Raw genomic sequence first — 15,014 nt, 5'->3', positions numbered from 1 at the left:
CCATTTCGTCCAGCCAGCGCCCAAGGGGGGAGACCGCCCATGACTCTGAACCTGACCATCCCGCAGCAGATGCACACAGATTTCACCCCGCGCATTACCGTGATCGGTGTAGGCGGCGGCGGCACGAACGCGGTTGACAACATGATCGCGCTCAATCTGGCCGGTGTCGATTTCGTCGTTGCGAATACCGATGCGCAACAGCTGATGCACAGCCGCGCCGATCGCCGCGTGCAGCTTGGCCCGCACATCACGCAGGGTCTGGGCGCGGGAGCCAAGCCGGAAATCGGCCGCGCCGCCGCCGAGGAAGCCGCCGATGAGCTGTACCGGCATCTGGACGGTGCCCATATGGTATTCATCACCGCCGGCATGGGCGGTGGCACCGGCACGGGGGCGGCCCCGGTGATCGCCCGCATGGCACGGGAACGCAACATCCTGACGGTCGGCGTCGTCACCAAGCCGTTCAGCTTCGAAGGCAGCCGCCGCGCCAAATCAGCCGAGGCCGGGATCGAGGAGCTTCAGCAATACGTCGATACGCTGATCGTCATCCCCAACCAGAACCTGTTCCGCCTGGCCAATGAGCGCACCTCCTGGAAGGAAGCGTTCAAGATGGCCGACAATGTCCTTTATATGGGCGTGCGCGGCGTGACCGATCTGATGGTGGCACCGGGTCTGGTCAATCTGGACTTCGCCGATATCCGTACCGTCATGGCTGAAATGGGCAAGGCCATGATGGGCACAGGCGAGGCGGAAGGTGAAAACCGTGCCATCCGCGCCGCCGAACTGGCCATCAGCAATCCTCTGCTGGAAGACACGTCGATGAGCGGTGCGCGCGGCCTGCTGATCAACATCACCGGCGGCGAGGACATGACCCTGTTCGAAGTCGATCAGGCCGCCAACCGAATCCGCGAGGAAGTGGATGAGGAAGCCAATATCATCTTCGGCTCTGCCATTGACGAAAGCCTGAACGGCAAGGTGCGGGTCTCGGTCGTAGCCACCGGGATCGACAGCCCGGCCAACCATATGTCCTCCCTGTCCTCCGAGCGTCCCCGTCTGGTGGCAGTCGGTGGCGGTGCGGCCATGCCGGTCGATGCCGTCTCGCCCGGTCCTTCCCTGTCGGCGCAGTCTGCCGAGCAGGCTGAGGCGGCCGCCTTCGCCGCCTATCAGCCCGGCCATTATGCGCCGGCAGAAACGGCCCCTTTCCCTGCGCAGGGTGGGACACCGACCCAGCAGCATCAGGCTCCGCAAGCTCCCTCCCCCACCGCTCCGGTCCGGGCGCCTTTCGTGCAGTCGCCGCCGCCTTCGGCCGGCCATGGGCATGGCTATGCCGGAACGGACGCTGAAGCACCGCGCGCGCCGCTACCCGCCAGCGCACCGCGCGGCCTGTTCACGCAGGAGCCTGCCTATGCGCCACAGCCTGCCTATGCGCCACAGCCTGCCCACCAGGCCGCACCGCCGCGCAGCAGCATCTTCAATGTGGTGACCGGCGCCATCCGCCGCAGCATGGGGGGTGGCAGCGCCCCCGCCCATGAAGCCCCGGTTACGCCGCAGCCGCCCCGTACCGAACCCGTGTTGCATGATGGTCAGCAGGCCGCCGACAATCATGCCTCGCCCGACCAGCAGGCGCGCCCCTCTGTTCGGCCAGCGGCAACCGAAGAAATAGGGCTGGACATTCCGGCCTTCCTGCGCCGTCAGTCCTCCTGAGTGACAAAGCCTGACCGAGTGTAACGGATTGATACAAAATCTTTGAAAATCAGCCGCTTATAGCGTAATAGTCAGAAATAATCCTTGAATTGGCCGGCAGGGCAAAGCGCGTTAGCTTCTCCCTGCCGGCCATTTTCATGATGGGTGGGCACTGACTTCAATCCTTTCTGCGCGGCCATATGCATAACAGGCCGCGCGGGACAGTGATGACAGGAAAGGGTAAAGGAATGGATGGAATGACGGGAATGCCGAGCGGTTTTTCGCCTGCCTCCCTTTCCAGCCCTTCTTTCACACCGGGCAAGCGGCAGGTGACCCTCAAATCACCGATCGACTGCGTCGGCCACGGATTGCACAGCGGTGCACCGGCAAGGCTGCGGCTGATCCCCGCTGCACCGGGAACCGGTATTGTATTTCGCCGCACTGATCTCGGCTTTGATATTCCGGCCGCTTTTGACAACGTGACAGATACACGCCTGTGCACTCTGCTGACTGCGCCGGATTTCCCTGATGCGAGCGTCGGAACAGTCGAGCATCTGATGGCCGCACTGGCCGCGCAGGGTATCGACAATCTGCTGATCGAAATTGACGGGCCGGAAGTACCGATCCTTGATGGCTCCGCTGCACCGTTCATGTTCCTGATCGACTGTGCGGGGGTCGAAGAACAATCCGAGTCCCGTCTCAGCATCAAAATCCTGAAACCTGTTCGCGTCGAGGCAGGAAGTGCCTTCGCCGAGCTGCATCCTGCGGAAAGCGGCTTTTCCCTTTCGCTGTCCATTGAATTCGATGCCGCTGCCATTGGGCGACAGGCTCTGACCATGACGATGGACACGGATAATTTCCGTCATGATCTGGCCAGTGCACGCACATTCACCATGGCCAAAGAAATCGAGGCCATGCGTGCGGCCGGACTGGCCCGTGGCGGCAGCCTCGATAATGCCATCGTTGTCGATGGCGATCAGGTCTTGAACCCTGAAGGCCTGCGCATGCCGGATGAATTCGTGCGCCACAAGCTGCTGGATGTAGTGGGCGATCTGGCTATGGCCGGGCACCCTCTGATCGGTCGTTTCGTGGGGCATCGTACCGGCCATGCCCTCAATAACCGTCTGCTGCGCGCGCTGTTGAGTGACGCATCCGCCTGGCAGACCGTTTCAGCCAATACAATGGATTGGCTTTCTGCCGCCTGATACCCCTTCCGCTGGTCCTTGTCTTGCGACAACAGCTTGCCCCGCGCCAGTCCGTGCTATAAGCGCGGTAAGGTGCGTCTCACAGATCAGTCGGTGTCCATGGTGCTTCTCTCATCCTTCGCGCGCGCAAAGGCGGCTCGCCGCATCGGCGCAGCCCTGCTTCTTCCCCTGCTCGCCAGCGGGTGCGGCAGCAGCAAAGATGACGAACTGGCCAAACTCGATCCGGCGAAAATGTCGGTTGAAGAACTCTACAATACCGGCGTCGACGCCATGCAGGACCACCGCTACACCACGGCGGCCCAGCAATTCGATGCCGTCCAGCAATATTATCCCTACTCGTCATGGGCGGCGAACGCCCAGCTGATGCAGGGGTATTCCCAGTATCTGGAACATAAATATATGGATGCGATCGGTTCGCTCGACCGTTTCATCCAGCTGCATCCGACTCATAAGGACATCGCCTACGCCTATTATCTTCGCGCGCTGTCTTTTTATGAGCAGATCGCGGATATCCAGCGTGACCAGAAAGGCACAGAGGATGCCATGACTGCTCTTCAGGAAGTGGTTTCCCGCTTCCCGGACAGCGGCTATGCCCGCGATGCCCGCCTGAAGATTGATCTCTGCCGGGACCATCTGGCCGGCAAGGAAATGGAAATCGGTCGTTATTATGAGCGGGAGCATCTCTATGCCGCCGCCATTAACCGCTTCCAGACCGTCGTCAAGGAATATCAGACGACCAATCATGTCCCCGAAGCCCTGCACCGCCTGACCGAACTGTATCTGCTGCTGGGTTTGCGCAGCGATGCGCGCCGCACGGCGGCGGTGCTGGGACACAACTATCCCGGCAGTTCCTGGTATCAGAGCAGCTGGGATGATCTGGCCGCTGAAAATCTGGTGAAGGGGGAGCCTGTTCCCCGCGCCGGCACCACCGGTTCCGGTTTCTTCTCCCGCATGTGGCACTCCGTATTCTGACGGAATGGTGGCTGGCGTTTCCTGAACGGGGTTCATCCCGATGCTGACGGCGCTCTCGATCCGGGATGTGGTGCTGATCGAACGTCTGGATCTGACGTTCAGCACCGGCCTGACCGTTCTGACCGGCGAGACCGGGGCCGGTAAATCCATCCTGCTCGACAGTCTCGGTCTGGCGCTGGGCGCACGGGCCGAGGCCGGGTTGCTACGTGCCGGGGCCGATCAGGCCTCGGTCACAGCGTGTTTCGCTCCACCGCCCTCCCATCCTGTCGAAGCCCTGCTGGCCGAGCATGAGCTGGAGATAGAAGATGAGCTGGTCGTGCGCCGTATCCTCGGCAAGGATGGACGGTCACGGGCCTTCGTCAATGACCAGCCAGTCAGCATTGCGTTGCTGCGGCGTATGGGTGCTTTACTGGTTGAGGTTCAGGGTCAGCATGAGCAGATGGGGCTGGCTGATCCCGCCCTGCATGGACCGATGCTGGATGCGTTCGGCGTCGATCCGTCCCTGCGGATAGCAGTTGCCACGTGCTGGGCTGACTGGCGCGTGGTAATCGAGCGTCTTTCACAAGCCCGCATCGCACTGGAAGAAGCCGAACGGGATCGTGACTGGCTGACGCATGCCGCCAACGAGTTGTCTTCACTCGCCCCGCAGGAAGGAGAGGACATTCAACTTGCCGCCGAGCGCACCCGGCTTCAGCAGGCGGAACGCCGAGGAGAAGCGATCGCCGCCGCTCTGGCAGAGCTGACACCGCGGGACCGGCGCTCGGCTGGCCCTGCCGCTGCCTTGCGGGCGGCCACACGGTCCCTTCAACGGGCCTCCACCACCCTTCACGGTGAGGATCAGGGGGCAGACCTGCCGACCGCCCCGGCTCTGGCCGCACTGGAAAGGGCGGAAGAAGCGCTCGCCGAAGCGGAGATGCTGCTGAGCCGGCTGATCAACGATTCCGATGCCGATCCCCGGCAACTCGAAAATATCGAGGAACGGCTTTTCGCGCTCCGGGCCGCGGCCCGCAAGCACAATGTGACAGTGCTGGAACTGCCGGGCCTGCTGGAAACGCTGCGCCAACGACTATCCGCACTGGAAAGCGGCGATCACGCCATCGCCGTACTGACGGCGGAGGAAAGCCGGGCCCGCCACGCCTATCTGGAGGCCGCCGCAGCCCTGAGCGCGGCACGGCAACAGGCCGCGACCCTACTGGAACAGGCCATCAATGCCGAACTGCCACCGCTGAAGCTGGAACGCGCCCGTTTCTTCACCCGGATTGAAACCCTGCCGGAACGGCAATGGGGAGAAGCGGGGCAGGACAGTATTGCCTTCCTGATTGCCGCCAATCCGGGTCAGCCGCCGGGACCATTGGCGAAAGTCGCCTCGGGCGGGGAACTGTCCCGGCTCATGCTGGCTTTGAAAGTGGTGCTGGCCAGTCGCTCCACCGTGCCGACACTGGTCTTCGATGAGGTCGATTCCGGCATTGGCGGGGCGACGGCCGCCGCTGTCGGCGAAAGGCTGGCGCAGGTGGCCCGGCACAGCCAGGTGCTGGTCGTCACACACAGCCCGCAAGTAGCGGCGCGCGGTCAGGCGCATCTTCGTGTGGCCAAATCGGTGACCAAAGACCGCACCGCCACCACGGTCGAGAATCTGACCGGAGCGGAACGACGTGAGGAAATTGCCCGGATGCTATCAGGCGAAACCATTACCGAGGCGGCCCGCGCCGCCGCTGACGATCTGCTGGCGAAACCATGACAAATCCGGATTCCCCCTCTCTTTCGCTGACTCCGCCAGAGGCTCTGTCACCCGCGGAAGCACGGGCGGAGCTTGAACGGCTCGCCAGCCGCATCGCCGAGCTGGATGATGCCTATTATCGCGATGATGCTCCGCTGGTGACGGATGCGGACTATGATGCTCTCCGGCAACGCAATGCCGAGATCGAGCGTCTGTTCCCCGATGCCATTCTGAAAAACAGCCCTGCCAACCGCGTCGGCACGGCCCCCTCCTCCGCCTTTGCGAAAATCCGGCATCGTGTGCCGATGCTGTCGCTGGACAATGTGTTCGACACGGAAGAGTTTGCCGAATTCTGTGCCCGCGCCAGACGGTTTTTGAATTTACCAGCCTCGCCCCGCTTCGTGGCGGAGCCGAAAATAGATGGTCTTTCCATTTCCCTGACCTACGAAAACGGCATCCTGACCAGAGCGGCGACACGCGGTGACGGGATGGAGGGGGAGGATGTCACAGCCAATGTCCGCACCCTGCGCGACGTGCCACAAACCCTGCATGGAGAGGCACCTGCCTTCATCGAAATTCGCGGCGAAGTCTTCATGAGCAAGGCCGCGTTTCTGGAACTGAACGAAACGCAGGCCCGGCTGGGGCAGAAGATTTTTGCCAATCCACGCAATGCCGCCGCCGGATCACTGCGACAACTGGATGCGTCCGTGACTGCCAACCGTCCTCTGGCACTCTTCGCCTATGCGCAGGGAGAGAGCAGCGCACCGGTCGCGGAAACGCACTGGGATTATCTGACGCGTCTGAAAGACTGGGGATTTGTCGTCAATCCGTTGTCGCAGCTGATCGAGGATGAAAACGCTGCCGCCGCGTTCACCACGCGGATCGCGGCAGGGCGTTCCACTCTGCCGTACGATATCGACGGTGTCGTGTTCAAGATCGACGATCTGTCTCTGCAACGACGACTCGGTTTTGTCGGGCGTGCCCCGCGCTGGGCGACGGCATGGAAATTCCCCGCCGAACAGGCGACAACCGTGCTGGAGAAAATCGACATTCAGGTCGGCCGCACCGGTGCGCTGACACCGGTGGCCCATCTGCAGGCGGTCAATGTCGGCGGTGTGCTGGTCACACGCGCCACCCTGCATAATGAGGATGAAATCGCCCGCAAGGACGTTCGGGAGGGCGATACCGTCATTCTGCAACGAGCGGGCGATGTCATTCCGCAGATCGTCTCGGTCGTGCTGGAAAAGCGGCCGGACGGTGCCCGGCCTTTCGCGCCACTGGAGCACTGTCCGGTCTGCGGCAGCCTGGCAATACGACCACCGGGAGAGGTCGTACGCCGCTGCACGGGCGGCCTGACCTGCGAAGCACAGGTGGTGGAACGGCTGATCCACATGGTATCCCGCCCCGCCTTCGACATTGACGGGCTGGGGGAGAAAAGCATCCTCGAATTTCACCGTGATGGGCTGGTCTCCGGCCCCGCTGATATTTTCCGCCTCCCCGCCCGCGAGGATGAGATCGCCCGCCGTGATGGGTGGGGATCCCTGTCGGCCCGCAATCTTTCACAGGCGATCGAGGCACGGCGCAGCATACCGTTCGACCGCTTTCTCTACGCGCTGGGCATCAGGCGCATCGGCGAGACCAATGCCAGATTGCTGGCGCGCCATTACGGCAGCTTCACGGAATGGAGAACCCAGATGCTGGCCGCCAGACAAATCGGCTCTGACGAAAGGCTGGCGCTGGGCAGCATCACCGGAATCGGACCCACCATCGCCGAGGAGCTGGTGGATTTCTTCGCCGAGCCACGCAATATCGACACGCTGGATGAACTGGCCGGGATGCTGACCATCACCGCCCCGTCCGGCGGCCTGTCCTCTGCGGCGCTGGACTCTCCCCTCAACGGGAAAATCATCGTTTTCACCGGCACGCTTCAGGCCATGACCCGCCCTGAAGCAAAAGCCCGGGCCGAATCAATGGGCGCAAAAGTCACAGACAGCGTCTCTAAAAAAACCGACTTCGTGGTGACCGGGGCGGATGCCGGCTCCAAAGCGAAAAAAGCCGCAGAACTCGGCATCCGCACCCTGTCGGAAGAGGAATGGCTGGCACTCGCCGGAGGGGGCTGAAAACAGTCCGGCCTGCTATCCCGGCACACATTGGGCCGGGGGAGGATGGGTCTCATGCCAGTGGCGAGCGATATCCTCGCGACGGCAAATCCACACACCGTCATGCGCCAGCACATGGTCGATGAAGCGTTTCAGTCCCGGAAGACGCCCCGGCCGCCCGGCCAGACGGCAATGCAGCCCGATCGACATCATGCGCGGGGTCACGGCCCCTTCCTCATACAAAGTATCGAAACTGTCGCGCAGATAGGTGAAGAAATGCTCGGCCGTATTGAATCCCTGTGCCGTAGCAAAACGCATGTCGTTGGCATCCAGCGTATACGGCACCATCAGTTGCGGCCGATCATGGTGCAGATCCCAGTACGGCAGATCATCGGCATAGGTATCGGCATTGTAGAGAAAACCGCCCTCCTCCGCGATCAGACGGTGCGTATGAGGGGAACAGCGGCCCAGATACCAGCCGAGCGGGCGCTTGCCAGTCACACGGCGATGCGCCTCGATCGCGCGCGCCAGATCGGCTCTTTCTGCGTCCTCGGTCGCGAACTGATAATCGATCCAGCGATAACCATGGCTCGCTATCTCATGGCCTGCTGCCATCATTGCCTGCGCCGCTTCCGGATGACGCTCCAGCGCCATGCCTACTGCAAAACAGGTGAAGGGCAACCTGTATGAGTCGAACAGACGCATCAACCGCCAGAACCCGACCCGGCTGCCATATTCGTACAGGCTTTCCATATTCATATGGCGCAGGCCGGGTACGGGCTGTGCGCCAATCATCTCCGACAGAAAGGCCTCCGATGCCGAATCGCCGTGCAGGATGCTGTTCTCGCCACCCTCTTCATAATTCACGACGAAATTGACTGCGATTCTGGCGCCCCCCGGCCAGCGCGCAAAAGGCGGCGTTTTGCCGTAGCCGATCAGATCACGCGGATATGTCTCATTATCCAGAGCCATGCGCCCGCTCCCAATGCAGTCTGTATCAATGGATATTGCCGATCAGGCGGCGCTGCAACACGGCATCCATCACAACCTGTCGGACCAGATGGCCATCCCTTGCCCACAGAACGACACGTTCACTCAACAGATCGCTTTCTGTCACCGGTTTTTCGAGAGTCAGCGTAAAATCGAGGGGAGAATCCCCATTCTGCGGCATCGCCAGTGTCGTCAGGCCGATCATCCGGCCATGGCGATGAGCAGAAACGACAATCGGCCCTTGCGAGCGATCAACCCGCCTGTCCAGCAGCCAGCCACTGACCGTATCGCTTGCCAGCCGGGTAAAGCAGCCGAAAAATGCGGCTTCCTCATCGCCCCAGCGCCGCATTTCACGCTGATAGCGGGAGGTCGCAAAGCCGTGCGAGGCCACGATCATGATAATCGCGGCCAGATAGAATACGCCGAAGATCAGCGCCGCCACGATATGCCGTTCCTTTCCATACCGCCCCTCAGTCGCACCAGACTCCGGCGGGATCAACCGCAACTGGAGACAATATCATGATTTTCAAGGGGGCGCCGCTGACAGGCTGCATAAACTGGAACAGAGTCGGCTTTCTTTGCCCGACGGCTGGCCAAGCTTACGGCAGACCATAAAAAGATGTTGCGATTATACAACAGTCTACGCTCCGCCATCTCGGCATGCTGGCCGAAAAAATGGGAGCCATTACACTGCATTGCATGCCCGTTGCATCGACTCCCACACGCCGGGGCCGTCCCCCCGGAAGCAGTGCCGCCCGTGCCTCCAACGGGGCCGGCAGTGAAGCGGCTACCGCCATTCCGGCAGGCGCCACACCCGCCATGGCGCAATGGTTCGTCCTGAAAAACCAGCATCCCGATGCGCTGCTGTTTTTCCGCATGGGCGATTTCTACGAACTGTTTTTTCAGGATGCGGAAAATGCCGCCGCCACGCTGGATATTCAGCTGACGAAGCGCGGGCTGCATGAAGGCGAACCGATTCCCATGTGTGGCGTGCCGGTCCATGCCGCCGAGATGTATCTGTCCCGACTGATCCGCCGCGGTTGGCGGGTTGCCATTGTCGAGCAGATGGAAAACCCCAAAAACCGCGCTGGAAAAGGCCCGATTCGCCGCGATGTCGTACGTCTGGTGACCCCCGGTACCATTACCGAGGAAACTTTGCTGGATGCGGGCCGTCCCAATCTGCTGCTGGCCATTACGCAGTCCGGGAATCGTCTGGGGGCAGCCTGGCTGGATATCTCCACCGGGCTGTTCGAGACGGAATCACTGGACGAATCCGGCCTGACCGCCCTGCTGGGCCGGCTCGATCCGGCGGAAATTCTCTGCCCCTCTTCCCTGCATCTGGAAATGTGGGATGCACGGCGCGGACCGGAACAACCGGTCAGCGACCCGGCCAATGCCAGGGCACGACTCGCTGAAGCATACGATGTCAGCCATATCAACGTATTCGGCAGCTTTACCGATGCCGAGGCCATGGCGGCCATGCAGGCGCTGGATTACGTGCGGGATGCACAGATGGGGGCTTTGCCTCGCCTCGGTCATCCCGTGCCGGTGGGCGAGGCCGGGCGACTGGCCATGGATGCCTCCACCCGCGCCAGTCTGGAGATCGACCGCGCCCGCGATGGCGGCACCGAACGCACTTTGCTGTCCGCTGTTCAGCGCACCCTGACCCCGGCTGGCGGCAGAATGCTCGCCGCATGGCTGGGTGCTCCCTTGACCGACCGAACAGTCATCACCGCCCGACAGGATGGATGGGGCTGGCTGCTGGAACAGCCGACTTTGTCCATGCGCCTGCGGGAAACTCTGCGGGGCTGCCCCGATATGGCCCGCGCGCTGGGGCGTATCGCGCTGGGACGCGGCACGCCTCGCGATCTGGCCGCCATTCGCGATGGTGCACACATTGCCATGGAAGCCGCCGGATTGCTGGAAGGCATCCTGCCCTCCGCACTGGCTGAATTACACGCCGCCCTGCATCTGCCACCCGATCTGCCGGAAATGCTGGAGGCGGCGCTCGCCGATCCAGTACCCGCTCGCATCGAGGATGGCGGCGTAATCGCCAGCGGCTTCGACGGGGAACTGGATGCCGAACGCGGGCTGCGGGATGACAGCCGCAAGGTCATCGCCGCACTTCAGACCGAATACGCCCAGCGCTATGGCGTCGCCAGCCTCAAGATCCGTCATCACGCGCAACTCGGTTACATGATCGAAGTGCCTGCCGTCGCGGTGGAAACACTGCGGACGGTGCCGGAGTTGATCCTGCGGCAAGGCATGGCCAACGGGGCACGCTTTACCCATCCGGACCTGTCGGAGCTGGACCGACGCATTACCGAGGCCGCCGAACGCGCCCGGCAACGGGAAATGATCGTCATCACCGCCCTGCGGCAAAAGGTGGAGGCCCATGCCGGTTCCATCGCCGCCTGCGCCGAGGCGCTGGCCCGTCTGGACGTGCTGCAATCCGCTGCCCGTCTGGCGGAAAGCGGCACATGGTGCCGCCCCGTCATGACCGATGACCAGACGCTGACTATCGAGGCCGGACGCCATCCCGTGGTGGAAGCAGCCCTGGAAGGCGGTCCGACCCCCTTTATGCCCAACGATACGGATCTGTCCGCCAGCAGACGCGTCATGCTGCTGACCGGGCCGAATATGGCGGGCAAATCCACCTATCTGCGGCAGAACGCCCTGATTGTCATTCTGGCGCAGGCGGGACTACCGGTTCCGGCCAGAGCAGCCCATATCGGTATTGTAGATCGCCTGTTCAGCCGGGTCGGCGCGTCGGATGATCTGGCACGCGGGCAATCGACTTTCATGGTCGAAATGACTGAAACCGCCGCCATTCTGCATCAGGCGGGTCCCCGTTCCCTGGTCGTCGTGGATGAAATCGGGCGTGGCACCTCCACGCTGGATGGTCTGGCCATCGCCTGGGCAGTGCTGGAAGCCCTGCATAGCCGTATCGGCGCACGCACGATTTTCGCCACCCATTTCCACGAACTGGCGCGCCTGCAAGGGGAACTGCCGATGCTGCGCCCCTATACAATGAAAGTGCAGGAATGGCGCGGTAAGGTCGTGTTTCTGCATGAAGTGGCGGAAGGGGCCGGAGGACGAAGCTGGGGTGTCCATGTCGCGAAACTGGCTGGTGTGCCTGCCGCCACCGTCCGCAGGGCCGGACAGTTGCTCACGGCACTGGAGGAACGTTCCGTCGGGCTGACCGATAACGCGACTCTGCCCCTGTTCGCCGCCAGCCATGGCAACGAAACAGAGACAGAGCCGGCAGAAGGCATTCATGAAGCAAAACCCGCCTCTCTACCGCCGGAATTGATCGAGGCACTGGGTCAGATGGAACCGGATAAACTCACTCCACGCGAAGCACTCGATCTTATGTATCATTTTAAGTCTATGCTTTCTTCGCAGGCGCACAATGGCGATGTAGAAGCGGAATCATGGTGACATCTTCCTCCCCCGGCCTTGCGCAGAAAGCGCCTCGACAGACGGCATCCGAGCTTGCCGCCCTGGAACTAGATCGTGCTCTGACGGCGTTAGAGGAAGAGTTCGGCCCCGGCCCCCGCAAGGGTCCTTTATCGCAACTGGAACGCAATGCCGCGCTGGGTGTGTTCCGTCGCCATCTGGCGCGGATTCAAGGCCGGGTGCGTGATACGTTTGAACAGGGCAGGCTGGCTGGCCTGACGGCTGCCCATCTACTGTCCGACCTGACCGACGGACTTGTCGCCGCACTCTACCAATATACTGACAGTATCGCCATTCCGGCCTCTGCCACACAGCAGACTGAACCCGTCACTGTCGCCGCCACCGGCGGCTATGGACGGCAGGAACTGGCTCCATTCAGCGATATCGATCTGCTGTTCATCACAGCGGATACCCCTTCGGCCCGCACGCTCGCCGTAGTCGAATTCATGCTGTATTTCCTGTGGGATCTTGGGCTGAAAGTCGGGCACGCGACCCGTTCCATCAGCCAGAGCCTGCAAGCCGCAACCGAAGACACGACCGTCCGCACCACCCTGCTGGATACGCGCCATCTGGCCGGTAACCAGCCCCTGTTCGACGCATTCATTACCGCGTTCCGGGAAGCCTGCACCGAGGCGGGCGAACATGATTTCATCGCCGCAAAACAGGCAGAGCGCCATGCACGCCATCTTCGGTATGGCGAAAGTCCGTTTTTCGTCGAGCCGAACATCAAGGAAGGCCGTGGCGGGTTGCGGGATCTGCAAACACTTTACTGGCTGTCCCGCTATGTCTTCGGTACCCGCAAACTGGTTGATCTGGTAGGCACAGGCGCCCCTGGCGGCGGCCTGATTACGGAAAACGAAGCCCGCCTGGCGAAACGATCCTGGAATTTCCTGTGGACGCTGCGATTTCATCTGCATTACGTCGCCGGACGGGCAGAGGAACGCCTGACCTTCGATGTCCAGCCCGTGATTGGCGCACGGATGGGGTATACGCGCCATGGCCGCCAGAATGGCGTCGAGCGCTTCATGCGCCATTACTTTCTGACGGCCCGCGAAGTCCTGCGCCTGACCCGCGTGCTTGAACCGGCATTGATCCGCGCTGCGCTCGGCCCTCCCGCTATCGCCGCTGAAACCGATATAGCGTTGATCAATGCGGGCTTCGTGCTGGCGGAAGGCAAACTCCTGCCTGCCCCTTCCCACGATTTCGAGCGCGAGCCGATTCAGATGCTGCGCATCATGAAGCTTGCGCGTGATCGCGATCTGCAAATCCATCCTCTCGGCATTCGCAGCCTGATCCGCAATGAGCGGGGCGCCATCGCCCTGCGTGACGATCAACGCGCCGCCGCATTGTTCCTTGATCTGCTGTGCGGCAATACAGTGCCGGATGGCGTCCAGCGCCCGACCCAGCGTCCGAGCGGCGCACGCTGGATGTCGATCCTGAATGAAACCGGCTTTCTGGGCCGGTTCATTCCCGAATGGGCGCGTATCGTCGGACAGATGCAGTTCGACACTTACCACGTCTTTACCGTGGATGAGCACACGATCGAGGCTATTCGCGTTCTGAACCAGCTTGAACATGGCGATCTGGCCGATATAGCCCCGGTCGCCACCGGGGTGGTTGATCACCTTCAGTCCCGCCGTGCCCTGTATGTGGCAATGCTGACGCATGATATCGCCAAGGGACGGGGTGGCGATCACTCCGAACTCGGGGCCGAACTGGCGCTGGAGATCGGCCCGGCACTGGGGCTGGATTCAGAAGAGACGGAAATGGTCTCCTGGCTGGTGCTGCATCATCTTCTGCTCAGCCAGACCGCGTTTCGGCGCGATATAGACGATCCGAAAACCATTCTCGATCTGGCCGACACCATCCAGTCACCGGAGCGGCTGAAGCTGCTGCTGGTGCTGACGGTCGCGGATATGCGGGCCGTCAGCTCCAAGGTCTGGAACGGCTGGAAAGCAACATTGCTGCGTGAACTCTATGCCCGCGTAGCCGAGGTTTTGGCAGGCGGGCTGGCCACCACAGAACGCGACACCCGCGTCGCCCGCGCCAAGGAAGCGGCCGCCGAATTGCTCTATGACTGGCCGGAGGAGCAGCGGGAAGCCTTCCTGACGCTTGGTTATCCCGGGTACTGGCTGTCCTTCGACCCCGAGACCCATGCGCGTCATGCCCGCATGATCCGTGCCGCAGGCACGCAGCTTCTGACCGTCGATACCCAGCCTTTACCTGCCCGCGCTGTGACGGAAGTGACCGTCTATGTCGCCGATACGCCCGGTCTGGTCGGCAAGATCGCCGGTGCACTGGCCGTGGCCGGAGCCTCCATCGTCGATGCCCGTATTCACACCATGACCAATGGCATGGCCATGGATACGTTCTGGGTGCAGGACACGTCCGGCGAAGCCTTCGATCAGCCGAATCGGCTGGCGAAAATCGCCGTGCTGATTGAACAGGCCCTGTCCGGTCAACTCGATATCGACGAAGAAATCCGCAAGGCCTCCAACCCCCTGCTTGGCACACGGATGCGGGCGATCCATGTACCGCCGCGTGTGGTGGTGGATAATCATGCCTCCCATACCCATACGGTGCTGGAAGTGAACGGGCGTGACCGCCCCGGACTGATGCATGATATTGCCGCCGCGATCGCGCAGCAGGGCCTTCAAATTGCCAGCGCCCACATCACCACTTACGGCGTGCGAGCGGTGGATGTCTTTTATGTGAAAGACGTGTTCGGGCTAAAAGTCGAAAACGAACGCAAGCTCGCCAAGTTGAGACAGGCTCTGCTGGGGGCACTGACCTCCCCCGATGATACCGGCCCCATGCCCTTGCCTCCGCCGATGCGTCGCACACATGCCACCGGTGATGATTTTTAACGACCCGTTTTGATCACTTCCAACA

9 protein-coding genes are annotated in these 15,014 nt (G+C 61.9%); 7 read left to right on the top strand and 2 right to left on the bottom strand.

The features are described 5' to 3' along the window. Positions 1-39: 39 nt before the first annotated feature. The 5 genes from ftsZ to ligA all read left to right on the top strand — a co-directional run bounded on the left by ftsZ (position 40) and on the right by ligA (position 7,694). On the top strand, positions 40-1,701 hold the full coding sequence (gene ftsZ, locus GBCGDNIH1_RS14540) for a cell division protein FtsZ (RefSeq protein WP_011631131.1): 1,662 nt from the start codon (positions 40-42) through the stop codon (positions 1,699-1,701). A gap of 227 nt (positions 1,702-1,928) precedes the next feature. Beyond that, positions 1,929-2,885 carry a UDP-3-O-acyl-N-acetylglucosamine deacetylase gene (lpxC, locus tag GBCGDNIH1_RS14535; RefSeq protein ID WP_043452658.1) on the top strand — a complete coding sequence of 319 codons (957 nt, stop codon included), beginning with the start codon at positions 1,929-1,931 and terminating at the stop codon, positions 2,883-2,885. 99 nt (positions 2,886-2,984) lie between these two features. Next, positions 2,985-3,857 carry an outer membrane protein assembly factor BamD gene (locus GBCGDNIH1_RS14530; protein WP_025318172.1) on the top strand — a complete coding sequence of 291 codons (873 nt, stop codon included), beginning with the start codon at positions 2,985-2,987 and terminating at the stop codon, positions 3,855-3,857. 40 nt (positions 3,858-3,897) lie between these two features. Continuing rightward, positions 3,898-5,595 (top strand): DNA repair protein RecN, encoded by a 1,698-nt coding sequence (gene recN / locus GBCGDNIH1_RS14525; protein WP_011631128.1) that lies wholly within the window; start codon positions 3,898-3,900, stop codon positions 5,593-5,595. Next, on the top strand, positions 5,592-7,694 hold the full coding sequence (gene ligA / locus GBCGDNIH1_RS14520) for an NAD-dependent DNA ligase LigA (RefSeq protein WP_011631127.1): 2,103 nt from the start codon (positions 5,592-5,594) through the stop codon (positions 7,692-7,694). Before recN ends, ligA begins: the two co-directional genes overlap by 4 nt. Positions 7,695-7,709: 15 nt before the next feature. Here ligA and puuE read toward each other — a convergent pair whose 3' ends face one another. Both puuE and GBCGDNIH1_RS14510 read right to left on the bottom strand, forming a co-directional pair. Beyond that, positions 7,710-8,645 (bottom strand): allantoinase PuuE, encoded by a 936-nt coding sequence (puuE, locus tag GBCGDNIH1_RS14515; protein WP_011631126.1) that lies wholly within the window; start codon positions 8,643-8,645, stop codon positions 7,710-7,712. 25 nt (positions 8,646-8,670) lie between these two features. Further along, positions 8,671-9,105: a hypothetical protein gene (locus tag GBCGDNIH1_RS14510; RefSeq protein WP_125910970.1), complete on the bottom strand. Its 435-nt coding sequence runs from the start codon at positions 9,103-9,105 to the stop codon at positions 8,671-8,673. Between the two features lie 218 nt (positions 9,106-9,323). Here GBCGDNIH1_RS14510 and mutS point away from each other — a divergent pair, with 218 nt between their 5' ends. After that, the gene (gene mutS, locus GBCGDNIH1_RS14505) at positions 9,324-12,104 is read left to right on the top strand and encodes a DNA mismatch repair protein MutS (RefSeq protein ID WP_011631124.1); all 2,781 of its coding nucleotides are present in this window, start codon (positions 9,324-9,326) and stop codon (positions 12,102-12,104) included. Then, positions 12,098-14,989, top strand: a complete 2,892-nt coding sequence (locus GBCGDNIH1_RS14500; protein ID WP_011631123.1) for a [protein-PII] uridylyltransferase — start codon at positions 12,098-12,100, stop codon at positions 14,987-14,989. Before mutS ends, GBCGDNIH1_RS14500 begins: the two co-directional genes overlap by 7 nt. The last annotated feature ends 25 nt before the right edge of the window (positions 14,990-15,014 follow it).

Origin of the sequence: Granulibacter bethesdensis CGDNIH1 (assembly GCF_000014285.2) — a bacterium.
Lineage (GTDB): Bacteria > Pseudomonadota > Alphaproteobacteria > Acetobacterales > Acetobacteraceae > Granulibacter > Granulibacter bethesdensis.
This window is presented reverse-complemented; position numbering and strand designations above follow the sequence as displayed.

Excerpts from the sequence above, each read along its gene's own strand:
- ftsZ (WP_011631131.1), top strand. The coding sequence starts at position 40 with ATGACTCTGAACCTGACCATCCCGCAGCAGATGCACACAGATTTCACC.
- lpxC (WP_043452658.1), top strand. The coding sequence starts at position 1,929 with ATGGATGGAATGACGGGAATGCCGAGCGGTTTTTCGCCTGCCTCCCTT.
- GBCGDNIH1_RS14530 (WP_025318172.1), top strand. The coding sequence starts at position 2,985 with ATGGTGCTTCTCTCATCCTTCGCGCGCGCAAAGGCGGCTCGCCGCATC.
- recN (WP_011631128.1), top strand. The coding sequence starts at position 3,898 with ATGCTGACGGCGCTCTCGATCCGGGATGTGGTGCTGATCGAACGTCTG.
- ligA (WP_011631127.1), top strand. The coding sequence starts at position 5,592 with ATGACAAATCCGGATTCCCCCTCTCTTTCGCTGACTCCGCCAGAGGCT.
- puuE (WP_011631126.1), bottom strand. The coding sequence starts at position 8,645 with ATGGCTCTGGATAATGAGACATATCCGCGTGATCTGATCGGCTACGGC.
- mutS (WP_011631124.1), top strand. The coding sequence starts at position 9,324 with ATGCTGGCCGAAAAAATGGGAGCCATTACACTGCATTGCATGCCCGTT.
- GBCGDNIH1_RS14500 (WP_011631123.1), top strand. The coding sequence starts at position 12,098 with ATGGTGACATCTTCCTCCCCCGGCCTTGCGCAGAAAGCGCCTCGACAG.